Source organism: Inquilinus limosus DSM 16000 (assembly GCF_000423185.1).
In the GTDB taxonomy this organism is placed as follows: Bacteria; Pseudomonadota; Alphaproteobacteria; order DSM-16000; family Inquilinaceae; genus Inquilinus; species Inquilinus limosus.
Genome location: NZ_AUHM01000001.1, coordinates 112,869 through 138,117, shown reverse-complemented (window position 1 = coordinate 138,117; position 25,249 = coordinate 112,869). Strand labels below are relative to the sequence as shown.

Below are 25,249 nucleotides of genomic sequence, written 5' to 3'. Positions count from 1 at the left end.
GGGGTTACCCCAGGATGGCGATCTTGAGGACGGAGACGGTCATCGCCGCCCCCAGGAACAGGGCCAGGCCCTTGGTCGCCAGATCGGCGATCAGCTTGGTGTAGTGGCCGTGGATGTAGTCCTCATAGACCTCGGTCATGCCGTTGGCGCCGTGATGCAGGCCGAGGACGACGAACAGGATGAACAGGGCGGCGTTGACCGGATGGGCCAGCCAGGCGCGCAGCTCCGGCAGCGGCGACCCGAGATGGGCGATCACCGCGATCACGAACCAGATGGTCAGCGGGATCAGCGCCAGGGCGGTCATGCGCAGGCCGCGCCAATGCGCGAAGCCGGACTTGGCGGAGCCGAGGCCGCGGGCATGCGCCAGCGGAGTGCGGAGCGAGGTGTTCTTGGTCGTCATCACCACACCACCAGGCCGATGATCCAGGCCAGCACGGTCAGCACCGCGGTGGCGATCAGCACGGCGTAGCCGGTCTTGTGCATGGTCGGCAGGTCGTAGCCCCAGCCGGCATCCCAGGCCAGGTGCCGGATGCCGGCGCAGAGATGATAGAACAGCGCCACTGTCCAGCCGAACAGCATCAGGAGGCCGAGCCAGGAGCCGAGGAACCACTGCGCCGCCGCGAAGGCCTCGGGCCCGACGGCCGCGGCGATCACCCACCAGGCCAGCAGCAGGGTGCCGATGGTGAGGGCGATGCCGGTGCCGCGGTGGAAGATCGACAGCGCGCTGCTGATCTGCGGGCGATAGATCTGCAGATGGGGCGAGAGCGGCCTCGGCCGTTTCTGAGGAACTGCCTCGGAGGCGGACATGCGGAATTTACTCCGATGCGCAAATGGGCATCAGGCGCGGGCGCGGCCTGTCGCGAACGAGCCTGAAAGGGTCGTGAGTGACTTACGCGCCGCACTGCAGCAAGTCAACGAACAGGCCAATTATTTCAAGCAGATGAGAGCCATTCGCAACTAGGCGGGTGGCCGCTCCGCACCGCTGCGTTCGGCGATGGCACGGTGCAGCGCCACCACCCGTTCCGCCTCGCTGACGTGCAGCGCCTCGACCAGCCGGCCGTCGACGACGGTGACGCCCCGGCCGGCGGCCATGGCCGCGGCATGGGCGGCGATCACGCGCAGCGCGGTCTCCACCGTCTCCGGGCTGGGGGCGAAGGCGGCGTTGGCGGCGGCGATGGTCTTTGGGTGGATCAGGGACTTGCCGTCAAAGCCCAGCGCCGCGCCCTGGCGGCACGACTCGGCGAAGCCGGCCTCGTCCTCGAGGTCGAGATGCACCCCGTCGATCACGGCAAGGCCGTGGGCGCGGCCGGCCAGGAGGCAGAGGCCCAGCGCGGTCAGCAGCGGTTGCCGCCCGGGTTCGTGCGCCGCCCGCAGATCCTTGGCCAGATCCGAGGTGCCGAGGATCAGCCCCGCGAGACGGGGTGAGGATCCCGCAATGGAGGCGGCGTTGAGCACGCCGAGCGGCGTCTCGATCATGCACCACAGCGCCAGGGTGCCGGGCGCGCCGGCAGCCTTCAGGGCCGCCTCGGCGGCGTGCACCGTCTCGGGCCGCTCGACCTTGGACAGGACGACGCCGTCGGCGCCGCTGCCGGCGATGGCGGCCAGGTCGTCCGCGCCCCAGGGCGTGTCGGCGGCGTTGGCGCGGATCAGCACCTCGCGCGGCCCCCAGCCGCCGGCCCGCACGGCCGCGACCACCCGGTCCCGTGCCTCGATCTTGGCGTCGGGCGCGACCGCATCCTCCAGGTCCAGGATCAGCCCGTCCGCGTCCAATATCCGCGCCTTGTCCAGCGCGCGCGGGTTCGAGCCGGGGACGTAGAGCAGCGAGCGGCGGGGGCGGATGGTCATGGGCGGCCTCGTGGTCTCGACCCCTATTTGTCATTGCCGGGCTTGACCCGGCAATCCAGAAGGTTTCGACGCTCTCTGGATGCCCGGGTCAAGCCCGGGCACGACAACAAAAAAGGGGCCAAAAACGGGGCCGTTTGCGGGAACGGTGCAGCGTGAAATCGCACCCGTGACCGCCATCACATTCAATTCACGGAAGACGGCGTAGACATGTCCCTGGGCCTAGAGCCCGAGGACAGGACCATGTTGCTCCGCACCATCATCTGGGTTTACGGCGTTCTCGTGCTGATCGGCTTTTACATGGGCTCGATGCCCATCTGAGCCGCAGCCCTACGCCGACCCGGCCTTCCCGCGATCGAGATAGAAGCGCAGCAGGTCGACCGCGCTGTCGTCGTCCCACTCGGCGGCGCCCTCCTGGCGGCCGACCACCGTGCCGTCGCGGTCGATCAGCAGCGTCGTCGGCAGGCCGCGGGCGCCGAAGGCGGCCGGCGACCGGCCGCCGGGGTCGAGATAGGCGGCCAGCGCCGTGATCCTGTTCGCGGCGAAGAAGGGCTGCACCTTGGCCAGCCCCTCGCGGTCGATCGACAGCGCCAGCACGGCGAAGTCGGCGCCGCCCAGCTTCGCCTGCAGCCGGTCCAGCGCCGGCATCTCCTTGACGCAGGGGGCGCACCAGGTCGCCCACAGATTGACCAGCACCACCTTGCCGCGGAAATCGGCGAGACGAAGGGTGTTGCCCGCGGCGTCGGAGAAGGTAATCTCCGGTGCCGGCTCCGGCCGGTCGGCCAGGACGAAGCTGGCGACGGTGCCGCCCAAGGGCGGCCGGCCCTCCGGGGTCCGCAGCGTCCACCAGGCCGCGCCCGCCGCCAGCAGCGCCACCAGGCCGGCCACGCCGGCGGCGATCCTTGCCCTCTTCCTCATCCGGTCCGCACCCCATGTCAGATCCGACCCAGCCTGCCACCGGCGCCGCACCGAACCAAATGGTTCAGCCTGGGGGCGCCAACACCATGTGGGGCGGCCGCTTCGCCGCCGGCCCGGCCGCGATCATGGAGCGGATCAACGCCTCGATCGGCTTCGACCGCAAGCTCTGGGCGCAGGACATCGCCGGATCGCGCGCTCATGTCGCAATGCTGGCGGCCCAGGGCATCGTCTCGGCCGAGGACGCCGAGGCCATCACCCACGGCCTCGACCAGGTCGAGCGCGAGATCGCCGAGGGCAAGTTCGAGTTCAAGACGTCGCTCGAAGACATCCACATGAATGTCGAGGCGCGGCTGGCCGAGATCATCGGGCCGGCCGCCGGGCGCCTGCATACGGCGCGCAGCCGCAACGACCAGGTGGCGACCGATTTCCGCCTGTGGGTGCGCGACGCCTTCGACCGGCTGGAGCAGGGCCTCAAGGCGCTGCAGGCGGCGCTGATCGCCCAGGCCGAGCGGCATGTCGACACCATCCTGCCCGGCTTCACCCATCTGCAGGTGGCGCAGCCGGTCACCTTCGGCCACCACCTCCTGGCCTATGTCGAGATGCTGGGCCGCGACCGCAGCCGCGTCGCCGATGCCCGCGCCCGGGCCAATGAATGCCCGCTCGGCGCCGCGGCATTGGCCGGCACGCCCTTCCCGATCGACCGGCACAGGACCGCCGAGGCGCTGGGCTTCGACCGGCCGACCGCCAATTCGCTCGACAGCGTCTCCGACCGCGACTTCGCGCTCGACTATCTCGCCGCCGCCGGCATCTGCGCCATGCACCTGTCGCGGCTGGCCGAGGAGATCGTGCTGTGGTCGACGCCGCAGTTCCGCTTCATCCGCCTGTCCGACAGCTTCTCCACCGGCTCCTCGATCATGCCGCAGAAGCGCAACCCGGATGCGGCGGAGCTGGTGCGCGGCAAGGCCGGCCGGGTGTTCGGCAGCCTCGGCGCCCTGCTGACGATGATGAAGGGCCTGCCTCTGACCTATCAGAAGGACATGCAGGAGGATAAGGAGCCGGTCTTCGACGCCGACGACACGCTGATGCTGTGCCTCGCCGCCATGACCGGCATGGTCGAGAGCTGGACGGTCGACGCCGAGGCGATGCGCCGGGCGACCGAGGCCGGCTTCCCGACCGCGACCGACCTCGCCGACTGGCTGGTGCGCACGCTCGGCGTGCCGTTCCGCGAGGCGCATCACATTACCGGCCGCCTGGTCAAGCTGGCGGAGGACAAGGGCTGCCGCCTGTCCGACCTGCCGCTGGCCGAGATGCAGGCGGTCCATGCCGGCATCACCGATGCCGTCTACGCCGTGCTGACGGCCGAGGCGTCGGTCGCCAGCCGCCAGAGCTACGGCGGCACCGCCCCCGACCGGGTGCGCGAGGCCGTCCAAGCCGCAAAGGAGCGTTTCCTGTGATTCTCCGCATCCTCCTCGCCGCGACCCTCGCCTTCGGCCTCGTCGCCTGCGGCAAGAAGGCGGCCTCGGTCAGCCCGCCCGACCCCAAGACCTCCGCCTATCCGCGGGCCTACCCGAGCTCATGACCGCCTTCGCCTACCGCCACGGCGCCCTGTTCGCCGAGGACGTCGACCTCGCCGCCGTGGCCGCGGAGGTCGGCACGCCGGCTTATGTCTATTCGACCGCGGCGCTGGTCGCGAACTACCGCGCCTATGTCGACGCCCTGGCCGGGCTGCCGATCTCGGTCTGCTTCGCCGCCAAGGCCAACTCCAACCTCGCGGTGCTGCGCACGCTGGTGCGCCAGGGCGCCGGGATCGACGTGGTCTCGACCGGCGAGATGAAGCGGGCGCTGGCCGCCGGCTGCCCGGCCGACCGCATCGTCTTCTCCGGCGTCGGCAAGACGGTGGAGGATCTGGAGGCGGCGCTCCTGGCCGGCATCCATCAGATCAACGTCGAGTCACTGCAGGAGCTGGAGCTGCTGTCCCAGGTGGCGGTCCGGCTGCGGCGCGACGCGGTCGTCGCCTTCCGGGTCAACCCCGACGTCGACGCCAAGACCCACACCAAGATCTCGACGGGCCGCAAGGGCGACAAGTTCGGCATCGAGCTCGAGGACGCGCCCTTGGCCTATGAGCGGGCGCGGGCGCTTCCGGGGATCCGCCCGGTCGGCATCGCCGCCCATATCGGCAGCCAGCTGCTCGACCTGTCGCCCTATCGCGACGCCTATCGCCGCCTGGCCGAGCTGGTGCGCGACCTGCGTGCCGCCGGCCATGCGGTCGAACGGGTCGATCTCGGCGGCGGCATCGGCATCTCCTACAAGGGCGATCCGGCGCCGGCCCTGGCCGACTACGCCTTGATCGTGCGCGAGACGGTGGGCGATCTCGGCTGCCGGCTGATGGTCGAGCCGGGCCGGTCGATCTGCGGCGATGCCGGCGTCCTATTGTCGCGGGTGATCTTCATCAAGCCCGGCCGGACGCGGAACTTCGTGATCCTGGATGCGGCGATGAACGACCTCGTGCGCCCGGCGATGTACGACGCCTGGCACGGCATCGTGCCGCTGCGGCAGCCGGCGGAAGGCGCGGCCGAGGCCGAATACGACGTGGTCGGGCCGGTGTGCGAGAGCAGCGACACCTTCGCCAGGGCGCGGTCCCTGCCGCCCCTGGCCGCCGGTGACCTGGTCGCCTTCACCGGTGCCGGGGCCTATGGCGCGGTGATGGCCTCGACCTACAACACCCGGCCGCTGGTGCCGGAGGTGCTGGTCGACAAAGATCGATTTGCTATCGTCAGAAAACGGCCCACATTTGAAGAGATGGTTGCCGGGGAGAGTCTGCCGCCCTGGCTGGACTGACGGAGGCACAGGAAGGAGGAGAGGTGGCCCGCAGCCCGACCGATGCCCCCCGGCCCGCCGAACCGGCCGAGCCGCGCGGCAAGATCGCGCTGGCCTGGACCGCTGCGGCCTGGGAGGCGGTCTGGCGTGCCACCTGGCCGGTCGCCACCGTGCTCGGCACCTTCCTCATCCTCGCCGGCTTCGACCTGCTGCCCGACCTGCCGGGCTGGCTGCATGCCCTGATCCTGGTCGCCTTCGCGGCGGCGCTCGTCGTCGTCAGCCGGCCGCTGTGGCGGCTGCGGCTGCCGGACGGCTTCGCCGCGCGGCGGCGGCTGGAGCGCGACAGCGGCATCGCCCACCGGCCGCTGACCGGGCTGCGCGACACCCAGGCCACCGGCACCACCGACGCGCTCAGCCGCGCCCTGTGGCAGCGGCACCAGGCCCAGCGCGCGGCCCAGCTGCGCCTGCTGCGCCCCAGCCTGCCGCGGCCGCGCAATGCCGAGGCGGATCGCTTCGCCCTGCGCGGCCTGGTGGTGATCGGGCTGATCCTGGCCGTCGTCGCCGCCGGCGACGACTGGCGCGGGCGGATCGGTCGGGCGCTATCGCCCGGGCTGCTCGGCGCCTCCGCGGCCACGGCGCCGCGGCTCGACCTCTTCGTCACGCCGCCATCCTACACCGGGCGCCCGCCGATCTATCTGACCGCGGGGCAGATGGCCAATCCCGGCGCCGCCCAGCCGGCCCCTGGGCCGGTCGAGATTCCGATCGGTAGTGCCCTGGTCGGCCGGGTCGCCGGCGGCGATGCCGTCCCCACCCTCAGCCTCGCCGGCAGCGAGACCGAGTTCAAATTGATCGAAGGCGGCAACTACGAGCTTCAGGGCAAGGTGACCGGCGGCGACCGGCTGACCGTCAGCCAGGACGGCACGGTGCTGGGCGACTGGCCGGTCAGGGTGCTGCCCGACGCGCCACCCGCCGTCGCCTTCACCGACAAGCCGAAGCCGACCGAGCGCCAAGCGCTGCGGCTCGACGCCACCGCGACCGACGACTACGGCATCGCCACGCTGACCGCGACCGTCACCCTGGCCCCGGCCGCGCCCGCGGTGCTGGACCCGACGCCGATCACCATCCCGCTGTCGGTGCCCGGGCGCTGGCCGCGCGAGGTCAAGACCAGCTCCTACCAGGACCTGACGCCGCATGCCTGGGCCGGGCAGGCGGCCGACATCGTGCTGACCGCGACCGACGCCGCGGGGCAGACCACCAGGACGGCGCCGGAGCGGGTGACGCTGCCGGAGCGGGAGTTCCACCACCCGGTCGCCCGCGCCATCATCGAACAGCGGCGGATCCTGACGCTGCAGCCGGACCAGGCCGAGAGCGTGGCCGAGACGCTGGACATGCTGTCGCAGCGGCCGGACCGCTACTATGACGACCGGGTGGTGTTCCTGGCGCTGCGCACCGCCGCCCGGCGGCTGTTTTTCGCCCAGGATCCGAAGCCGCATGTCGCGCCGCTGCGCGACCTCCTGTGGGACACCGCGCTCCGGATCGAGGACGGCGACATGTCGCTGGCCGAGCGGTCGCTGCGCGAGGCGCAGCAGCGCCTGGCCGACGCGCTGGAGCGAAACGCCAGCGACGAGGAGATCCGCCAGCTGACCGACGAGCTGCGCCGGGCGATGGACCGCTACCTGCAGGCGATGGCCGAGCAGATGCGGGAGAGGATGCAGCGCGGCGAGCTGACCGAGACGCCGATCCCGCCCGATGCGCAGGTCATGGACCGGCAGCAGCTGCAGGACATGATCGACCGGATGCAGCAGCTCTCGGAATCCGGGGCCAAGGACCAGGCGCGGCAGCTGCTGTCCCAGATGCAGAACATGATGGAAAACATGCGCATGGGCATGATGAGCCAGCAGCAGGCCCAGGCCCAGCAGCGCGCCATGAATCTGCTGAAGGACCTGCAGAATCTGACCAATGCGCAGCGCCAGCTGCTCGACCAGACCTATCGCCAGCAGCAGGCCCAGGAGGGCGGCGAGCAGGGCGACCCCTCGCAGCAGCCGCAGGGCACGCCGGAGCAGAACGCCCAGACCCAGGAAGCGCTGCGCCGGGCGCTGGGCGAGCTGATGCGCGAGCTCGGCGACATGAGCGGCGACATCCCGATGCCGCTCGGCCGGGCCGAACGGTCGATGAAGCAGGCGGGCGAAGCCCTGGCCCAGGGCGATCCCGGCGGCGCCGTGCCGTCGCAGACCGAGGCGCTGGACCAGCTGCAGCAGGGGCTGCAGGGGCTGGCGCAGCAGATGATGGAGAACATGGCCGGCCAGCCGGGCATGGTCGGCCGGGCCCAGAACGGGCAGATGTTCGAGAACCAGGATCCGCTGGGCCGGCCGCTGACCAACAACGGCGGCACCACCGACGGTGATGTCGGCCTGCCGACCAAGTTCGACACCGAACGCGCCCGCGCCATCCTCGACGAGCTGCGCCAGCGCCTGAACGACCGCTCGCGCCCGGTGCCGGAACGGGATTATATCGAAAGGCTGCTGCGCCAGTTCTGAGCGCAGCCCGGCGCCTGCCCGGATCCCGTCAGGACGCGAGGACCACCCCCGTGACCGCGATCACGCTCGAGACGATCCGCGCGGCGCGCGCCCGCATCGCCCCTTACGTGCTGCGCACCCCGACCGTGCCGCGGGAGCTGCTGCGCAGCCTGCTCGGCCTGCCGGTGGTGACGAAGCTGGAGCTGCTGCAGCATGGCGGGTCGTTCAAGGCGCGGGGCGCCTTCAACGCCATGCTCAGCCTGGGCGAGGCGGAGCGGGTGGCCGGGGTGGTCGCGGTCTCCGGCGGCAACCACGCGCTCGGCGTCGCCTATGCCGCCCGGGTGCTGGGGCTGAAGGCCACGCTGATCATGCCGAATGCGACGCCGGAGAACTACGTCGCCGGCACCCGCGCCGAGGGGGCCGAGGTGGTGCTGGTCTCCGACATCGCCGCCGCCTTCGCCGAAGCCGAGCGCCAGGCCGCGTCCGGCCGCACCCTGATCCACCCCTTCGACGACCCGCGGGTGATCTCCGGCCAGGGCACGATGGGGCTGGAGCTGCTGGAGGACGCGCCGGAGGTCACCGACATCATCGCCTCGATCGGCGGCGGCGGCATGATTTCCGGCGTGATCACCGCGGTGAAGGCGCTGCGGCCGGAGATCCGGATCTGGGGTGTCGAGACCGAGGGCGCCGACGCGATGAGCCAGGCGTTCGCCGCCGGGCATCCGGTGCGCCTGCCGGCCGTCACCTCGATCTCCACCACGCTCGGCGCGCCCTCGGTCTCCGAGCGCACCTTCGCGATCGTACGCGACGCGGTGGAGGAGGTGCTGGTGGTGCCGGACGCCGAGGCGGTGCGCGGCGTGCAGATCCTGGCCGAGCAGGCGAAGGTGGTGACGGAGCCTGCCGCCGGCTGCACCCTGGCCGCGGCGCTGAGGCTGAAGGACCGGCTGCCGCGCGATGCCCGGCCGGCGCTGATCCTGTGCGGCGGCAACGTCTCCATCGCCGATATCGAGCGCTGGCGGGCGCGCTTCGGCCTAGCCTGAGCGGACAGAATGCCTCTGTTCGATAGGTGTTCCGTCCTTTAACGCGGTTTAATCTTTCGGAAAGATCTCCGACAGAATCTGCGGCGTAACCATCGATCTGCCTCGGTCCGATCCCGGCCCGACGCGGCGTATGGCGCGGCGCGGCCGGTGATGCCGGCGAGTGGTCACGAGATCCTCTCGCGGAGCTTCATCGATGCGTTTCCCTGCTGTGTTCGCCGCCCTCCTGCTGCTGACGGGATCCGCCCTTCCCGTCCTGGCCCAGGAGACGGCCAAGCCGCCCGTCTCCGGCGTCTTTCTGACCACACGCTATCCGTCCTTCACCATCCGGGCGGGCGAAGCCACCACGATCGACCTGTCGCTGCACGACTACGGCCGGCCGCCGCAGACCATCCCGCTGTCGGTGGAAGGCCTGCCCGCGGGCTGGAAGGCCACGGTGCTGGGCGGCGGCCAACCGGTGGCCGCGGCGACGGCGCTGCCCGACGCCGAGGTGCCGCTGCAGCTCAAGCTCGAGCCCGCGGCGGATGCCAAGCCGGGCACCTATCCGATCACCGTGAAGGGGGCGGGCGAGGGTGACCCGCTGATCCTGTCGCTCGCCGTCACCATCGGCGAACAGCTGCCGGCGAAGCTGACCGCGACCACCCAGCTGCCGGCCTTGCGCGGCACCGCGACCTCGTCGTTCCAGTACCGCATCACCGTCGCCAACGACAGCGGCCGCGACAGCACCGTCAGCCTGCAGGCCGACGCGCCGCAGGGCTTCGAGACCTCCTTCACCGAAGCCTATGGCAGTCAGCAGATTACGGCCATTCCGATCCAGGCGGGCAAGAGCAAGGACGTCCAGCTCTCGGTCACGCCGCCGCGCGACGCCGCCGCCGGCAACTACCCGATCAATGTCAGCTTCAGCGGCGACGGGGCGACGGCGCAGCTGAACCTCGCCGCCACCATCACCGGCCAGCCGCGCCTGTCCCTGGTCGGCGACGACGGGCGGCTGAGCGGCAGCGCCACCGCCGGCGAGGGCACCACCTTCAACCTGGTGCTGCGGAACACGGGCAGCGAGGCGGCGCAGGACGTCGACCTCTCGGCCTCGCCGCCCGCCGGCTGGAAGATCGAGTTCGATCCGAAGTCGATCCCGTCGCTGGCCGCGGGCGCGTCGCAGCCGGTGCAGGCCGTGGTCACGCCGGCGGCGAAGGCGATCGCCGGCGACTACCAGGCCACCTTCCGCGCCGGCGGCAAGCCCGCCGCCTCGGCCTCGGCCGACTACCGCATCACGGTCGAGACCTCGACCCGCTGGGGGCTGATCGGCCTCGCCATCATCGCCGTCGCGGTGCTGATCGTGGTCGCCACGGTCCTCCGCTTCGGGCGCCGGTAGGCGTGCCATGGCGGAGGACGTCGTCCTGTCCGCGCGCCGGCTGGTCAAGCGCTACGGCGACCGCACCGCCGTGGACGGCATCGACCTCGAGATCCGGCGCGGCGAGATCGTCGGCCTGCTCGGGCCCAACGGCTCGGGCAAGACCACGACCATCCTGATGCTGCTGGGCCTGACCGAGGCGACCTCGGGCGAGGCGCGGGTGCTGGGCCGCGACCCGATGCGCGACCCGCTGTCGGTCAAGCGCGCCGTCGGCTACCTGCCCGACGCGGTCGGCTTCTATGACGGGCTGTCGGCCGCGACCAACCTGGTCTACACAGCGCGGCTCGCCGGCATCCCCCGGTCCGAGATCCGCGGCCGGATCGACGAGGCGCTGACCCAGGTCGACCTCGCTGGGCACGCCGACCGCCGGGTCGCCACCTTCTCCCGCGGCATGCGCCAGCGGCTCGGCCTCGCCGAGATCCTGATGAAGCGGGCGGAGATCGCGATCCTGGACGAGCCGACCGCGGCACTCGACCCGCATGCGACGCACGAGTTCCTGGAGATGATCCGCGGCCTCAAGGAGTCGGGCATCACCGTGCTGCTGTCCTCGCATCATCTCGACCAGGTGCAGAGCGTCTGCGACCGCGTCGCCCTGTTCCATCGGGGCCGGATCGTGCTGTCCGGAACGGTGCAGGATCTGGCGGCCCGGGTGCTGGGCGGCGGCTGGGTGATCGACGTCGCGACCGACCTGCCGGGGGCAGAGACGCTGCTGCGCGGCGTGCCGGAGGTGCAGGCGGTCACGCCGGTCGAGCCCGGGCACTGGCGGATCCAGGCCCGGACCGACATCCGCAACGCCGTGGCCGCCGCGGTGCTCGGCGCCCGCGGCACGCTGCAGCGGCTCGGCCTGGCCGAGCCCAGTCTGGCCGAGATCTATCGGCGCACATTCGAGGAGGCGGGCGATGTGGCGGCGGCGTGAAGGCTCCCCCTGGGCCGGCGTCGGCACGGTGCTGGCGAAGGAGACGGCCGACCACCTGACCAGCGTGCGCATGCGCCTCCTGGAGGCGCTGGTGTTCCTGACCGCGCTCGGCGCCACCTACGCGGCGCTGCGCTCGATCCGCGACACGGTCGGCCAGGATCCGTTCCTGTTCCTCAACCTCTTCACCCTGTCGCAGGCGCCGCTGCCGTCCTTCGTCGCCATCCTCGGCTTCCTGGTGCCGCTGGTGGCGATCGCGCTGTCCTTCGACGCGGTGAACGGCGAGTTCAGCCGGCGCACGCTGGGGCGGCTGCTGTCCCAGCCGATCTACCGGGACGGGCTGATCTTCGGCAAATTCGCCGCGGCCCTGCTGACCCTGGTGATCGCGCTGGTGGCGCTGTGGCTGGCGGTGATCGGGCTCGGCATCCTGCTGCTCGGCCTGCCGCCGAGCACGGAGGAGATCGTGCGCATGGCGGGGTTCCTCCTCGCCACCATCGTCTTCGGCGGCGTCTGGCTGGCGGTCGGCCTCCTGTTCTCCACGCTGTTCCGGTCGCCGGCCACGGCGGCGCTCTCGGCGCTGGCGGTCTGGCTGGTCGTGGGCATGTTCTGGGCGCCGGTCACCTCGATGATCGCCGATCTCGTCTCCGGGCCGCTGATGGGGCCGATGGGCCCGAACATCGAGCATGTCGAGACCGCCCGGGCGTTGTCGCGGATCTCGCCGAACGGCCTGTTCGCCGAGATCACGGTGGCGCTTCTGAACCCCGCCACCCGGACGCTCGGCCCGGTGCTGTACAGCGACCTCGACGGCGCCCTGATCGGCGCGCCGCTGCCGGCGGGCCAGAGCTTCCTCCTGGTCTGGCCGCAGTTCACGGCCCTGATCGCGGCGGTGATCGTGCTGTTCGTCCTGGCCTATCTGGTGTTCCTGCGCCAGGAGGTCAGAGCATAGGGGCTACGGTGCGGCGCCCGTCCGGGCGCCGATCTCCAGCCTCGTGGCGGCGTCGGGCGGGGTTTCGACCGTCGCCGCCACCTGCACCGACTGGTCCGGCGCCAGCGTCTCGGTCGTCACGACCAGCGGCGTGCGGGCCACCACGGCGCGGCTGGCGTCCAGCAGGCGCACCTCGATCGGCGGCACCGGCCGGGTCACCAGCGCCCGGTTTTCGACCCGGCCGGTGACCACCACCTGCTCTGCGCCGTTGCCGGCGACGCGCCGCACCTCCAGCCCGCGCAGCACCAGGCCGCGGCCCAGGGCGCCGGTCTGGATCGGTTCCGTCACCGGCACGCCGATGGTGTCGTACAGGCGGATCGCCGGCGGCCAGAAGCGGACGATCGAGTCGCGCGCGAAATACCCCACCCCGGCCAGGCCGCCGATCAGCAGCACCGCCAGCGCCAAGCCGACCGCCGGCCCGTCGCGCCGGCGAGGTGTGATCACCACCGGCAGGTTGGTGATGTGTCCCACAGCCGACGGCGCCGCCTGCGTCGCCGCCGGTCCCACCAGCACCGGCTGCGGCTCCGCCGGGGGCGGCGGCACCGGCTCGACCAACGATTCGCGCCAGATATGGCCGCAGCGCGCGCATTTGACGCGCCGGCCGTCGGGGCCGATCGCCGCCGGGTCGACGAGATAACGGGTCGAACAGCTGGGGCAGGTGACGATCATGGCGCGTTATCGCATGCCGGTCCGCCGCTGCCTATATCATCCGAGGCAATTTTGTGAACGGCGCGAAGGGGTTGGGGCGGCGGCTCGGGCGGTCGCGCAGCGGGGCCGTGACGCGGCCGCATAATCTTGCCACGATCCGCCCCTTTCCTGTCCGGGCGCCGTGATCCGCGGCCGCGGCGCAACACCAGTTCTTCATGTCGATGACCGCCGATCCGTCCCCCAAACCCCGCCCCTGGCGCCGCCGCCTGCGTCGGGCGTTGCTGGCGTTCGTCGTCCTCGCGGTGGCGTGGGGAACGGGCCTGGCGTGGTTCGTGGCCCAGGCCGGGCGCGGCGGCGAGGTCGACCCCGACCACACCGACGCGATCGTCGTGCTGACCGGCGGCAGCGAAAGGCTGCGCGTCGGCCTCGACCTGCTGGCGCGGGGCACGGCCGAGCGCCTGCTGGTCAGCGGCGTGCATCGCGACGTCAAGCTGAACGAGCTGTTCGCCCTGTCTCCGACCGACGATTCGCTGCGCTGCTGCGTCGATCTCGGCTATGCTGCCAGCGACACCATCGGCAACGCGCAGGAGGCGGCGGGCTGGATGCGGGCGCATGGCTTTCGCAGCCTGCGCCTCGTCACCTCGAACTACCACATGCCGCGCAGCATGCTGGAGTTCCGGGCGGCGATGCCGGAGATCGAGATCCGGCGGCAGCCGGTCGACCCGGGGACGGTGCATCTCGACCGCTGGTGGGCCTGGCCCGGCACGGCGCGGCTGATCGTCTCCGAATACAACAAATTCCTGGTTGCGCTGGCGCGTGTCATGCTCGGCAGGATATAGGGCGTCATGACCATCCTGCGCTCGGCCCTCTTCAACCTGCTGTTCTTCGGCTGGACCACGCTGTGCTGCTTCGCGCTGCTGCCGGCGCTGTTCCTGCCGCACCGCGCGACGATGGCGTGGATCTTCGTCTGGCTGCGCGGGGTGCACTGGCTGGAGAAGACCATCCTCGGCATCGACTACCGCGTGGTCGGGCGCGAGAACCTGCCCGACGGCGCCTGCATCGTCGCCGCCAAGCACCAGTCGGCCTGGGAGACGCTGAAGCTGCACCTGCTGCTGCCCGACCCGGCGATCGTGCTGAAATCCGAGCTGCTGAAGGTGCCGGTCTGGGGCAAGTACCTCTTGAAGACCGGCATGATCCCGGTCGACCGCGGCGCCGGCAGCCGGGCGATCCGCAGCATGATCGACCACGCCAAGGTCCGGGTGGCGGAAGGCCGGCCGATCGCGATCTTCCCCCAGGGCACCCGCACCGCGCCCGGCACTTGGCGGCCCTACCGCATCGGCGTCGGCGCCCTCTATGAAGGGCTGAACGTGCCGGTGGTGCCGATGGCGCTGAACTCCGGCGTGTTCTGGGGCCGCCGCGCCTTCCGCAAGCGGCCGGGGACGATCACGGTCGAATTCCTGCCGCCGATCCCGCCCGGCCTGCCGCGCGACGAGATGATGGTGCGGCTGGAGGAGGAACTGGAGACGGCGTCCGAGCGGCTGGTGGTCGCTGCCGGCGGGCCGCCGACGCCGCGTCCCGCCCGGACCGCCGCCACGGCCTGAGCGGATTGCGTCGGCTCCAGCCGCTCCTGCTCCTCGTCGCCGTCGCCGGCCTGTCGCTGCTGGCGACGGGGCTGGTGCTGCGCCTGCCGGGCGCCGCCGGGCCGATCGGCAATGCCGATGCGCTCTACCTGCCGGCGCTGTTCGACGACCTGCACCGCGGGCTGGACACACTGCGCGGCTGGCACCTGACACCCGGGCCCTATGTCTTTTCGGATATGCTGGTCTACGGCCTGGCCGACCTGGCGACGGCGGATTTCCGCCAGGCCCTGCCGGTCGCCGCCGCGCTGCAGCTCGGGCTCTACCTCCTGCTCGGCGCCGCGGTGCATCGCGCCGCCGGCGGCCGGTCCGCCGCCATGGCCGTGGCCGCCCTGGCGGCGGTGACGGCGCTGCTCTTCGCCTTCGGCTGGGGGTTGGCCGGCTTCTACGCGCTGAACTGGCTGGTCTATCCCTTCGTCGTCACCTTCCATTTCGGCGCGGTCCTGATCGCAACGGCGGTCCTGGCCCTGCTGCTGCGCCAGCTGGAACGGCCGAGCCCCGGATTCCTGATCGGGCTGGCCGGGCTGATCCTGGCCGGGGTGCTGTCCGACAGTTTCGTCCTGCCCTACGCCGCCGCCCCGGCCCTGGCGGTGTCGCTGCTCTGCGCCCTCGTCCACCGGATCCGACCGGCCGCCCTGACCGCTGCGGCGACGATCGGCGCCGCGGCTCTGGCCGCCTTCCTGCTGCAGGGCTGGGCGAACCCGCTGAACGGGATCTATCGCCGGCAGCTCGACCTCGGCATCGGCTACGGCCTGTCCCGTCTCGGCAGCGTGCTGTGGCGGGCGGATGCGGCCGAACTGGCGGTCAATCTCGGCCTGATCGCCTTCGCCCTGCTGCCGGTCGTCCGGGCGGCCATTGTGCTGCGCGGCCTCGCCGCCGGGGAGCGGGAGATCGCCCCGGCCGACCGGATAGCCGTCTTCGCCGCCGGGTCCTCGCTGGCCACGCTCCTGGCGGTGGTGCTGTTCGGCATTTTCCGGGACGAGTCCTTCCTGCGCTATTTCCAGCCCTGGCTGTTCCTGACCGCGCTGTGGCTCGCCCATCTCGCCGCCGACCGGCTGCGTGTCCCCGGCTGGCCCGTAGGGGCGGCCGCGGCGGCGCTGCTGGTGGCCGGCGCCGCGCTCTGCGCCCGGCCGGACCAGCTGGCGGGGCGGATCGAGCCGCCGCGAACGCTCTCCTGCTTCGGGGATGAGGCGCCGGTCGCCGGCCTCGCCGGCTACTGGTGGGCCAAGCCGCTGGTGCTGCATTCCGGCCGCCGGGTCCAGATCGCCCAGGTGGCGCGCAACGGCGCGCCCTATCACTGGATCATCAATGAGGACTGGGCCCGGCGGGACTGGGCCGGCGGCGCCGGGGCGCCGCCCTTCGGGTTCATCCTGATGGATGGCCTCAGGCCCCGCGCGGTGATCGCCCGCTACGGCATGCCGGACCGGGTGGAGCGCTGCGCCGGCATTCCGCTGTGGCGCTACCACGACCCCGACCGGCTGCGCCGCCCCCTGGCCGCGGCCAGGCCGGTGACCTTGCCGGACTAGCGATTGAGGCGCTTGCCCGGCCTCGGTTACGCTCGCCCTGTTCGGGGGAGGAAACGATGGACACAACCTGGCAGTTGGTGGCCGTTCTCGTCGGCCGGCTGATCTTCGCCGCGGTCTTCCTCATGGCCGTCGCCTTCAAGGTCACGGATATGAACAGCACCGCCGGCTACATCGCCATGGCGGGGTTCCCGGCGCCGCTTCTCCTGGCCTGGCTGGCCGCGATCTTCGAATGCCTCCTGGTGGTCTGCTTCCTGACCGGGGCCTATTTCTCGGAAGCGGCGCTGCTGGCCGGCGTCTATGTCGTGTTCCTGGCCTTCGCCTTCCATGGTCCGGCGCGCTGGGAGGGGAACCAGGCAGAGTTCGGCTTCTTCGTCGACCACTTCACCTTCCTGGCCGGGCTGCTCTTCGCCGCGGCGCACGGGCCCGGCCGGATCCTGACGCTGCGGCGGAGGCTGATCGGCCGGGCCTAGCGGTCCTCCGGCGGGCTTCGGCAGCGCGTTGCGCCCGGCTCCGTCCGGCGGCTACACCTGCATGCCTGGATGACGGCATGCCGATTCGAGAAGGGAGCCTCCCGATGACGATTGCTCTGCCGGATGCCACGCCGGCCGATCCCGCCCTGTCGCCGCGGATCGACGCCGCGATCGACAAGGCGCTCGCGGACAAGCGCATCGTCGGCACCGTGGTGCTGGTCGCGAGGGACGGGCAACTGGTCTACCGCCGCGCCGCCGGCCTGGCCGACCGCGAGGCGGGCCGGCCGGTGCGCGAGGACACGGTGTTCCTCTACGCCTCCCTGACCAAGCCGATCGTCACCGCCGCCGCCCTGCGGCTGGTGGAGGAGGGGCGGATCGCCCTGGCCGACCCGGTCACGAGGTATCTGCCCGACTTCCGGCCGAAGCTGGCCGACGGCAGCGAGCCGGTGATCACCATCCGTCACCTGCTGACCCACACCGCGGGCCTGATCTACGGCTTCACCGAACCGGCGGACGGCCCCTATCACCGCGCCGGCGTCTCCGACGGGCTGGACGCGCCGGGCCGGTCCTTCGAGGACGGTCTGCGCCGCATCGCCTCGGTGCCGCTCGCCTTCGCTCCGGGCTCTGCCTGGGCCTACTCGGTGGCGCTCGACGTGCTCGGCGCGGCGCTGGAGCAGGCGGCGGGCGAAAGCCTGCCGGACCTCGTGCGCCGCCGCGTCACCGATCCGCTCGGCATGCGGGACACCGGCTTCGCCCCGCCGGACCGCGCGCGCCTGGCCGCCGCCTATGCCGATGCGGCGCCGGAGCCGGTGCGGATGGGCGAGAGCTACGTCATCCCCGCGCCGCGGCCCTTCGCCGGGCTCAGCTATGCCCCCGGCCGCATCTTCGATCCCGCCTCCTACCCCTCCGGCGGCGCCGGCATGGCGGGCACGGCCGGCGACTTCCTGGTGTTCCTCGAAGCCCTTCGCCGCGGCGGCGCACCGATCCTCGAGGCCGAGACGGTGCAGGCCATGGCCACCAGCCAGATCCCCGGCCTGTCGATGCCGGACACGCCGGGCACGACCTTCGGCTACGGCTTCGTGATCGTGACCGACCCGGCGGCGGCCGGAGTGCCGATGACGGCCGGCACCTGGCGCTGGGGCGGCGTCTACGGCCATTCCTGGTTCGTCGACCCGGCCCGGCGACTGGCCGTGGTCGGCCTCACCAACACCGCGCTCGAGGGCATGAACGGCGCGTTCGTCGCCGATCTGCGCCGCGCGATCTATGCTGGGCTGGAATAGCGGGGCCGCGGACCCAACCACTGTCCCTGGTTGACCCGCCCCCGCCGCACCCCCATCCTTTGGGGGTGCGGCGGTCTGCGGGAGGTCCATCGTGGCCGAGCCGGGCGATATCGCGACCCAGATCTGGGACATGAAGTACCGGCTGAAGCAGCCGGACGGCACGCCTGTCGACCAGACGGTCGAGGACAGCTGGCGCCGCGTCGCGACCGCCGTGGCCGCGGCCGAATCGGACCCGGCGCTGTGGACCGGGAAGTTCCTCGGCATCCTGCGCGGCCATCGCTACCTGCCGGCCGGGCGCATCCTGGCCGGCGCCGGCACCGGGCGCGACGTCACCCTGTTCAACTGCTTCGTCATGGGCACGGTGCCGGACAGCATGTCCGGCATCTTCGCCCATCTGCGCGAGGCGGCGCTGACGCTGCAGCAGGGCGGTGGCATCGGCTACGATTTCTCCACCATCCGGCCGAAGGGCGCGCCTGTCGCCGGCGTCGGGGCCGACGCCTCCGGCCCGCTCTCCTTCATGGATGTGTGGGACGCGATGTGCCGGACCATCATGTCCGCCGGCTCCCGCCGCGGCGCAATGATGGCGACCTTGCGCTGCGACCATCCCGACATCGTCGATTTCATCGAAGCCAAGCGCACCCCCGGGCGGCTGCGCATGTTCAACCTGTCGGTCCTGGTCACCGACCCGTTCATGGCGGCGGTCGAGGCGGACGCGCCCTGGGACCTGGTGTTCGGCGGCCGCGTCTTCCGCACCGTGCCGGCGCGCGAGCTGTGGGACCGGATCATGCGCTCGACCTATGATTCGGCCGAGCCCGGCGTGATCTTCATCGACCGCATCAACGCCCGGAATAATCTCAGATATTGTGAAAAAATTCAAAGCACTAACCCCTGTGGCGAACAACCCCTCCCCCCCTACGGCGCCTGCCTGCTCGGCTCGGTGAATCTGGCCAAGCTGGTGGTCGATCCGTTCACGCCCGAAGCCCGGTTCGACCACGAGGCGCTGGCGGAGATCGTGCCGGTCGCGATCCGGCTGATGGACAATGTGGTCGACGTGTCGCGCTTCCCATTGCCGGAGCAGCAGGCCGAGGCCTGGGCCAAGCGGCGCATCGGCCTCGGCGTCACCGGCCTGGCCGACGCCTTCCTGATGCTGGGGGTGCGCTACGGCTCGGCAGACTCCGTCGCGCTGGTCGAGGACTGGCTCGGCGCGATCAAGCGCCACGCCTACCGCGCCTCGGCCGAGATCGCGGCGGAGAAGGGGGCGTTCCCGCTGTTCGACCGCGATCAGTATCTCGCCGCGCCGGGCGTCGCCGAGCTGCCGGAGGAGATCCGCGACCTGATCGCCCGGCACGGCATCCGCAACGCGCTCCTGACCTCGATCGCGCCGACCGGCACCATCTCGCTCTTCGCCGACAACGTCGCCTCGGGCATCGAGCCGGTCTTCGCCTGGACCCACACCCGCAACGTGCTGCTGCCCGACGGCAGCCGGCGGGCGGAGACGGTGGAGAACCACGCCTACCGCCTGTTCCGCGAGATCCACGGCCCCGACGCGCCGCTGCCGGATTACTTCGTTGACGCCCAGACGCTGGCGCCCGCCGACCATCTGGCGATCCAGGCGGCGGCGCAGAAGCACATCGACAGCTCGATCAGCAAGACCATCAACTGCCCGGAGGACCTGTCCTTCGATGCCTTCAAGGACGTCTACGCCCAGGCCTATGCCCTCGGCTGCAAAGGCTGCACCACCTACCGGCCGAACCCGATCACCGGCGCGGTGCTGGAGGCGCGGCCGCAGAAGGCGGCCGAGGCGCCCGGTCTCAGCGTGCCTTCGCCGCGGCCGGAGGTGCTGCCGGGCGAGACCTACAAGCTGCGCTGGCCGGACAGCGACCACGCCATCTATGTCACCCTCAACGACACGATGATCGACGGCCAGCGTCGGCCCTTCGAGATCTTCATCAACTCGAAGAACATGGAGCACTACGCCTGGACCGTGGCGCTGACCCGGATGATCAGCGCCGTGTTCCGGCGCGGCGGCGACGTCGCCTTCGTGGTCGAGGAGCTGAAGGCCGTGTTCGATCCGCGCGGCGGGCAGTGGATGGGCGGCCGCTACGTGCCCTCGCTCCTGGCCGCGATCGGCGAGACGATCGAGCGGCACATGGTGGCGACCGGCTTCCTGAAGAAGCCGGAGGGCATCGTGCCGGAGGTGGCGGTCGAGGTGACGGCCGAGCCGGCGGGCAACCCGGGCCGGCCGCCGGGCCGATCCTGCCCGAAATGCGGCCATCCGACCCTGATCCGGCAGGAGGGCTGCGACACCTGCCTCAACTGCGGCTATTCGCGCTGCGGGTAGCGGCCGGGGCGTCCTACGCGACTTCGACTGCGGGCTGCGATGCCGGGGCGTGCTCCGCCGCCTCCGCCACCCGCTTGGCCAGCGCGAACAGGGCGCCGTCGCGGATGCCGAGCTCGCGCAGATGTTCGACCGTGTTCAGGAGGTAGTCGCGGTTCGGTCCGCTGCTGCCGACGCCGGTGCGGATCATCGCCAGCGTCTCCTCCACGTCCAGCGCACCGCAATACTGGCGGTGTCCGCGATCGGCCAGGAAGCAGCAGGCGGTGACGGGGCCGGAGGGCAACCGGATCTGCTTCAGGCTCGGTCGGTAGACACCGGTCACCATCTCGCGCTCCCAGAGATAGGCGACCACCGCCTGGACGTCGTCCGCCGCCACCTTGAAGGCGATGCCGCGGCAGGACCCGCCGCGGTCGAGGCCCAGCACCAGCCCCGGGCGCTCCGGCGTGCCGCGGTAGCGGTGCGACAGCACACAGAAGCGGCGGTGATAGCCATGCAGCACCGCCGGCTGCCGCTCGAGGAAGGGGAAGCCCGGATTCCACATCAGCGAGCCGTAGCCGAACACCCAGAGCGGCTCGCCCGGGGTCAGCTTCAGGTTCGGCGTCTTCCAATCATGGTGACCATCGGCCATCCCCCAGATGTACCGTTTCGCAGCTGCGAAGGGGAGGGGCGTCGTGTCGCGTTCCGCTGCTTCGGCTTGACTCCGGGCGCCGGTCGCGGCCACGTGCCCTCCTCGTGCCACTGCCCGGGATCCTCCATGCGCCGCATCGTTGCCGTCCCCGCCACGCTCCTCGTCCTCGTCGCCGCCGGCTGGGCCGGCGGCTGGTACTGGGCTGCGGGCAAGGTGCAGGCGCAGGCGCAGGCCTTCGCCGCCAATCCGCCGCCGGGGGTGACGGTCGACCCCGGCACGCTGAGCGTCGAGGGCTTCCCCCTCACCTTCACCATTGAATCGCAGGCGCCCAGCCTTCGCCGCGTCGACGGCCTCACCTGGACCGCCGCCGGGGTGGTCGCCACCGCCAAGCCATGGACCCTGCCGGACATCGGCTTCACCATCGCGCCGCCGCAGCGAGTCACCCTGCCGGGCAGCCCGGCCCTGATCGCCGAGGTCAAGGGGTCGGGCAGCGGCACCGCCCGCATCGGCACCGACGGCAAGCCGAATCGGGTCCTGCTGACCTTGTCCCAGGTCGAGCTGACGGGCGGCCTGCTGCAGGCGCCGCTGCCGGTCGACCGGGTCAACGGCTCCGTCGACCGGGCGCCGGAGGAGGCCGGGGCCGGCGCCGCCGCGTCGCTGGACATCGAAGGCATCGAGACGCCGGATCTCGGCCTGGAAGCCATGGGCCGGCGAGTCGACCTGGTGGCGGCGCGGCTGACGGTGCTGGGCACGCCGCCCAAGGCGGCAACCGCCCCTGAACTGGCGGCCTGGCGCGCCGCCGGCGGCAAGCTGCGGGTCGACAGGCTGGCGCTGCGCTGGGGGCCGCTGACGATCGACGCCGACGGCACCCTCGACCTCGACGACAAGCTGCAGCCCCAGGGCACGCTGACGGCGAAGATCCGCGGCTACGGTGCGGTGATCGACGACCTGCAGAAGGCCGGCCTGGTCAAGGACCGCGACGCCGGCTTCGCCAAGGTCGGCCTCGACCTCATGGCGGGCCAGCCGGCGGCGGACGGAACCCGCACCGTCACCGCGCCGATCGCGATCGAGAAGGGCAAGGTCTCCTTCGGCCCGCTGCAGGTGGCGAAGCTGCCGGAGATCCGCTGGGCGCAGTAATAGCAGCGGCTCGAAACACTGACCCGTCATCCCGGGCGCGGCGCAGCACGGAGTGATGCGCCGCGCCCGGGATCTCTTCGGCAACTGCGCCGAGATCCCGTGTCTGCGCTGCGATACTGCGCATCGCAGCGCGCACGGGATGACGATCCAACTCGTGGATGCGGCGCCCTCAGTCCTCTTCCTTGGTCAGGCGCGCCGCCTTCTCCGGCTCCATCTCCTCCTGATGGGCGTCGACGACGCCGCGGCGGATGGCGCGGGTGCGGGTGAACCAGGATTGCAGCGTGTCGCCCTCGCCGCGGCGGATGGCGCGCTGCAGCCGCACCAGATCCTCGGTGAACTGCTGCAGCACCTCCAGCACCGCCTCCCGGTTGGTCAGGAAGACGTCGCGCCACATCACCGGGTCGGAGCCGGCGATGCGGGTGAAGTCGCGGAAGCCGCCGGCGGAGAAGCGGATCACCTCGGCCTTGGTCGCCTCCTCCATGTCCGAGGCGGTGCCGACGATGGTGTAGGCGATCAGATGCGGGATATGCGAGGTGATGGCCAGCACCCGGTCATGGTGCTCGGCGGTCATGGTCTCGACCATCATGCCCATGCCGCGCCACAGCGCCTCGACCTTGGCGACGGCCTCGGGATCGGTGCCCGGCTCGGGCGTCAGCACGCACCAGCGGTCGATGAACAGCTCGGCGAAGCCGGCGGACGGGCCGGAATGCTCGGTGCCGGCGATCGGGTGGCCGGGCACGAGATGCACGCCCTTCGGCAGATGCGGCGCGACAGTCTTCGCCACCAGCCCCTTGACCGAGCCGACATCGCTGACGACCGCGCCCGGCGCCAGGGCCGGAGCGATGGCCCGTGCCAGCGACTCGTAAGCGCCCATCGGGGCGCAGATCATGACGACGTCGGCGCCGGCCACCGCCGCCGCCGGATCGGCCTCGACCCGGTCGAGGAAGCCCAGCGCCATCGCCTCGTCGCGGGTCTCCTGCCGCCGGGCATGGCCGACGATCTCGCCGACCAGCCCGTGCTTGCGGCAGGCTCGCGCCACGGACGACCCGATCAGGCCGATACCCAGCAGCGCCAGGCGCCGAAAGATCGGCGCCGGAGCGGGCGTCTCCGCGTTCATCGGCCGCGCAGATGCTCGGCCAGGGCGTCGACCACCGCCCGCATCTCCTCCCCGGTGCCGATGGTGATGCGCAGGCAGGTCGGCAGGCCGTAGGCACCCATCTGGCGGACCAGGATGCCTTTGTCCTTCAGGAACAGCCGCGCCGCCTCGGCATCGCGCCCGCCGAAATCGACCAGCAGGAAGTTGCCGGCCGAGGGCAGGGAGGAAAGGCCCAGCGCCTCCAGCTCCGCCGCAGTCCATCGCCGCCATTCGGCGTTGTGGGCGCGGCTCTTCTCCACGAACTCCTGGTCGGCCAGCGCCGCCACGCCCGCGGCCTGCGCCGCGGCGCTGACGTTGAACGGGCCGCGGGCCCGGTTCAGCACGTCGGTGATCGCGGCCGAAGCATAGGCCCAGCCGAGCCTGAGGGCGCCCATGCCGTAGATCTTCGAGAAGGTGCGCAGCATGACGACGTTCTGGGCGCGGTCGACCAGATCGGCGCCGGGGCTGTAGGCCGGGTCGTCGATGTATTCGGCATAGGCCGCGTCCAGCACCAGGATGGTCTCCGGCGGCAGCGCCGCGTGCAGCCGCTCGACCTCGCTCTTCGGCAGCAGATGGCCGGTCGGGTTGTTCGGATTGGCGAGGAACAGGATGCGGGTGCGCGGCGTGACATGCGCCAGCAACGCGTCGACATCGGTCTTCCGGTCAGCCTCCGGCGCCGCCACCGGCGTGGCGCCCACCGCCTTGGCGGCGATCGGATACATCAGGAAGCCGTGCCGGCTGTACAGCACCTCGTCGCCCGGCCCGGCATAGCATTTGGCCAGGAGCGCGATCAGCTCGTCCGATCCGGCGCCGGCGACGATGCGCTCCGCGTCCAGGCCGTAGCGCCGGGCCAGCCCCTCGCGCAGCGCGCTGCAGCCGCCGTCGGGGTAGCGGTGGATCTCGCCGCTCAGCTCGCGATAGGCCGCCATGGCCTTCGGGCTCGGGCCGAAGGCGCCCTCGTTCGAAGCCAGCCGGATTGGCCGGCCCAGCTTCGGATGCGGCACCGTCTTGGCCTCGCCGCCGATATAGGGGTCGATGTCGAGCAGGCCGGGGCGGGGGCGGGGCGCTTGGATCGCAGTCATCGGAAGTCTCAGCTCCGGCGGCCGATGGTGATCGGGGTGGCGAAGCCGCCGATCAGGCGGATGCGGGGAGCCAGCTCCTCCAGCGGCCCGGCCAGGGTGGCCAGCCGGCCGTCGCCGGCGGCGACGAAATCGGCGACGTCGACCAGATGGATCGCGGAGTCCTCGGGGGTGCGGGCCGGCCGGGTCCAGAACGCCACCGGCGGCAGGCCGGCGGCCTCGAAGGTCTGCTTCAGCCGGCTGCGGCTGATGTCGCCCGTGACCTCGACCGCGATCAGGGCGTGGTCGTCGCCGGTCGGTTCGGGGTCGATCTGGGCGACGGCCAGGGCCAGCGGCTCGTCGCGGTGCCGCTCGGTGACCACGAAGGGCAGGCTGCCGACGACCCGCGGCGTGCGCGGGTCGTCCGACAGCAGCACCTGCCACCAGGGATCGGCGTCGGACTCGACCGGCCAGGGCACCACGGCCACCGCGGCGCTGCCGTCATGGACCGCCCGGATCGCCTGGATCGGCCCGGCCACCGCGGTCATCGGGGTGTGGCTGCCGTAATGGTCGTGCGCCAGGTCCCACAGCTCGCCCCGGCTCTCCGGCGCGTGCACGGCGACGGCGAAGGGGGCCTGCATGCGGGTGCAGCCGGCGATCAGCTCGCGCCAGATCCGGGTCAGCTCGGGCAGCGGAAAGCCACCGGCGTGGCGGGCCGCCAGCCGGCGCAGGATCGCGGCCTCTCGGCCCGGCCGCATCGCCAGCGGGTCGCCGTTCTTGGCGGCGGCGATGTCGTGCACCAGCGCGGCCCGCTGCATGATCAGGTCATGGATCGCGTCGTCGATCTCGTCGATCCGCCGGCGCAACGAGTCGAGCGTCTGGGGCGTGTCTGGCATCGTCTGAGCGGGCTGGAACCTGCCGGGTCGAGGGCGATCAGATGTAGAACGGCGAAGGGG

Annotated in this window: 24 protein-coding genes; 15 read left to right on the top strand and 9 right to left on the bottom strand. The window is 71.6% G+C overall.

Going from position 1 to position 25,249, the window contains the following annotated elements:
• Positions 1-4 precede the first annotated feature (4 nt).
• From sdhD to G537_RS35745, 4 genes are all read right to left on the bottom strand, one after another.
• Positions 5-400 (bottom strand): succinate dehydrogenase, hydrophobic membrane anchor protein, encoded by a 396-nt coding sequence (sdhD, locus tag G537_RS0100725; protein WP_026868484.1) that lies wholly within the window; start codon positions 398-400, stop codon positions 5-7.
• On the bottom strand, positions 400-807 hold the full coding sequence (gene sdhC, locus G537_RS0100720; protein ID WP_051247600.1) for a succinate dehydrogenase, cytochrome b556 subunit: 408 nt from the start codon (positions 805-807) through the stop codon (positions 400-402). Before sdhC ends, sdhD begins: the two co-directional genes overlap by 1 nt.
• A 150-nt stretch (positions 808-957) precedes the next feature.
• Entirely contained in the window at positions 958-1,845 is an 888-nt protein-coding gene (locus tag G537_RS0100715) for an HpcH/HpaI aldolase/citrate lyase family protein (RefSeq protein ID WP_026868482.1), read from the bottom strand.
• 327 nt (positions 1,846-2,172) lie between these two features.
• Complete coding sequence (locus tag G537_RS35745) at positions 2,173-2,760, bottom strand: TlpA family protein disulfide reductase (protein ID WP_051247598.1); 588 nt, start codon at positions 2,758-2,760, stop codon at positions 2,173-2,175.
• A gap of 59 nt (positions 2,761-2,819) precedes the next feature.
• Here G537_RS35745 and argH point away from each other — a divergent pair, with 59 nt between their 5' ends.
• From argH to G537_RS0100665, 8 genes are all read left to right on the top strand, one after another.
• Positions 2,820-4,214 carry an argininosuccinate lyase gene (argH, locus tag G537_RS0100700; RefSeq protein WP_026868481.1) on the top strand — a complete coding sequence of 465 codons (1,395 nt, stop codon included), beginning with the start codon at positions 2,820-2,822 and terminating at the stop codon, positions 4,212-4,214.
• Positions 4,211-4,339 carry a hypothetical protein gene (locus G537_RS45335; protein ID WP_281171420.1) on the top strand — a complete coding sequence of 43 codons (129 nt, stop codon included), beginning with the start codon at positions 4,211-4,213 and terminating at the stop codon, positions 4,337-4,339. Before argH ends, G537_RS45335 begins: the two co-directional genes overlap by 4 nt.
• Positions 4,336-5,598: a diaminopimelate decarboxylase gene (gene lysA / locus G537_RS0100690; protein WP_026868480.1), complete on the top strand. Its 1,263-nt coding sequence runs from the start codon at positions 4,336-4,338 to the stop codon at positions 5,596-5,598. Before G537_RS45335 ends, lysA begins: the two co-directional genes overlap by 4 nt.
• Positions 5,599-5,621: 23 nt before the next feature.
• Entirely contained in the window at positions 5,622-8,114 is a 2,493-nt protein-coding gene (locus G537_RS0100685) for a TIGR02302 family protein (protein WP_051247596.1), read from the top strand.
• A 50-nt stretch (positions 8,115-8,164) separates the two neighbouring features.
• The gene (locus G537_RS0100680) at positions 8,165-9,133 is read left to right on the top strand and encodes a threonine ammonia-lyase (RefSeq protein WP_211230253.1); all 969 of its coding nucleotides are present in this window, start codon (positions 8,165-8,167) and stop codon (positions 9,131-9,133) included.
• A 193-nt stretch (positions 9,134-9,326) separates the two neighbouring features.
• Positions 9,327-10,499, top strand: a complete 1,173-nt coding sequence (locus G537_RS0100675; RefSeq protein WP_064742050.1) for a COG1470 family protein — start codon at positions 9,327-9,329, stop codon at positions 10,497-10,499.
• Between the two features lie 7 nt (positions 10,500-10,506).
• Positions 10,507-11,454: an ABC transporter ATP-binding protein gene (locus G537_RS0100670; RefSeq protein WP_026868476.1), complete on the top strand. Its 948-nt coding sequence runs from the start codon at positions 10,507-10,509 to the stop codon at positions 11,452-11,454.
• A complete protein-coding gene (locus G537_RS0100665) occupies positions 11,438-12,397 on the top strand; it encodes an ABC transporter permease (RefSeq protein ID WP_026868475.1) in 960 nt (319 codons plus the stop codon). The genes G537_RS0100670 and G537_RS0100665 overlap by 17 nt, the downstream gene beginning before the upstream one ends.
• Before the next feature lie 3 nt (positions 12,398-12,400).
• On the opposite strand, the gene G537_RS0100660 is transcribed toward G537_RS0100665, so the two are convergent.
• Positions 12,401-13,105 (bottom strand): DUF3426 domain-containing protein, encoded by a 705-nt coding sequence (locus tag G537_RS0100660; protein WP_026868474.1) that lies wholly within the window; start codon positions 13,103-13,105, stop codon positions 12,401-12,403.
• Between the two features lie 194 nt (positions 13,106-13,299).
• Between G537_RS0100660 and G537_RS0100655 the strand changes: the two genes are divergently transcribed.
• The 6 genes from G537_RS0100655 (at position 13,300) to G537_RS0100630 (ending at position 20,338) form a co-directional block, all read left to right on the top strand.
• A complete protein-coding gene (locus G537_RS0100655) occupies positions 13,300-13,923 on the top strand; it encodes a YdcF family protein (protein ID WP_245578837.1) in 624 nt (207 codons plus the stop codon).
• 6 nt (positions 13,924-13,929) lie between these two features.
• The gene (locus G537_RS0100650; protein WP_026868472.1) at positions 13,930-14,685 is read left to right on the top strand and encodes a lysophospholipid acyltransferase family protein; all 756 of its coding nucleotides are present in this window, start codon (positions 13,930-13,932) and stop codon (positions 14,683-14,685) included.
• A 5-nt stretch (positions 14,686-14,690) separates the two neighbouring features.
• Positions 14,691-16,247 (top strand): hypothetical protein, encoded by a 1,557-nt coding sequence (locus G537_RS0100645; protein WP_026868471.1) that lies wholly within the window; start codon positions 14,691-14,693, stop codon positions 16,245-16,247.
• Between the two features lie 56 nt (positions 16,248-16,303).
• A complete protein-coding gene (locus tag G537_RS0100640; RefSeq protein ID WP_026868470.1) occupies positions 16,304-16,717 on the top strand; it encodes a DoxX family protein in 414 nt (137 codons plus the stop codon).
• 104 nt (positions 16,718-16,821) lie between these two features.
• Complete coding sequence (locus G537_RS0100635; RefSeq protein WP_026868469.1) at positions 16,822-17,997, top strand: serine hydrolase domain-containing protein; 1,176 nt, start codon at positions 16,822-16,824, stop codon at positions 17,995-17,997.
• 91 nt (positions 17,998-18,088) lie between these two features.
• Positions 18,089-20,338 carry an adenosylcobalamin-dependent ribonucleoside-diphosphate reductase gene (locus tag G537_RS0100630; protein ID WP_026868468.1) on the top strand — a complete coding sequence of 750 codons (2,250 nt, stop codon included), beginning with the start codon at positions 18,089-18,091 and terminating at the stop codon, positions 20,336-20,338.
• A gap of 13 nt (positions 20,339-20,351) precedes the next feature.
• Here the strand turns inward: G537_RS0100630 and G537_RS0100625 are convergent, their stop codons facing one another.
• Positions 20,352-20,963, bottom strand: coding sequence for a gamma-glutamylcyclotransferase (locus G537_RS0100625; protein ID WP_051247592.1), 612 nt, complete (start codon positions 20,961-20,963; stop codon positions 20,352-20,354).
• A gap of 126 nt (positions 20,964-21,089) precedes the next feature.
• Between G537_RS0100625 and G537_RS0100620 the strand changes: the two genes are divergently transcribed.
• Positions 21,090-22,100, top strand: a complete 1,011-nt coding sequence (locus G537_RS0100620; RefSeq protein WP_026868466.1) for a DUF2125 domain-containing protein — start codon at positions 21,090-21,092, stop codon at positions 22,098-22,100.
• A gap of 169 nt (positions 22,101-22,269) precedes the next feature.
• Here the strand turns inward: G537_RS0100620 and G537_RS0100615 are convergent, their stop codons facing one another.
• The 3 genes from G537_RS0100615 to G537_RS0100605 are packed head-to-tail and all read right to left on the bottom strand — an operon-like array spanning position 22,270 to position 25,189.
• The gene (locus G537_RS0100615; RefSeq protein ID WP_034850306.1) at positions 22,270-23,217 is read right to left on the bottom strand and encodes a prephenate/arogenate dehydrogenase family protein; all 948 of its coding nucleotides are present in this window, start codon (positions 23,215-23,217) and stop codon (positions 22,270-22,272) included.
• Complete coding sequence (hisC, locus tag G537_RS0100610) at positions 23,214-24,317, bottom strand: histidinol-phosphate transaminase (protein WP_026868464.1); 1,104 nt, start codon at positions 24,315-24,317, stop codon at positions 23,214-23,216. The genes G537_RS0100615 and hisC overlap by 4 nt, the downstream gene beginning before the upstream one ends.
• An 8-nt stretch (positions 24,318-24,325) precedes the next feature.
• The gene (locus tag G537_RS0100605; protein ID WP_026868463.1) at positions 24,326-25,189 is read right to left on the bottom strand and encodes a chorismate mutase; all 864 of its coding nucleotides are present in this window, start codon (positions 25,187-25,189) and stop codon (positions 24,326-24,328) included.
• Between the last annotated feature and the right edge of the window lie 60 nt (positions 25,190-25,249).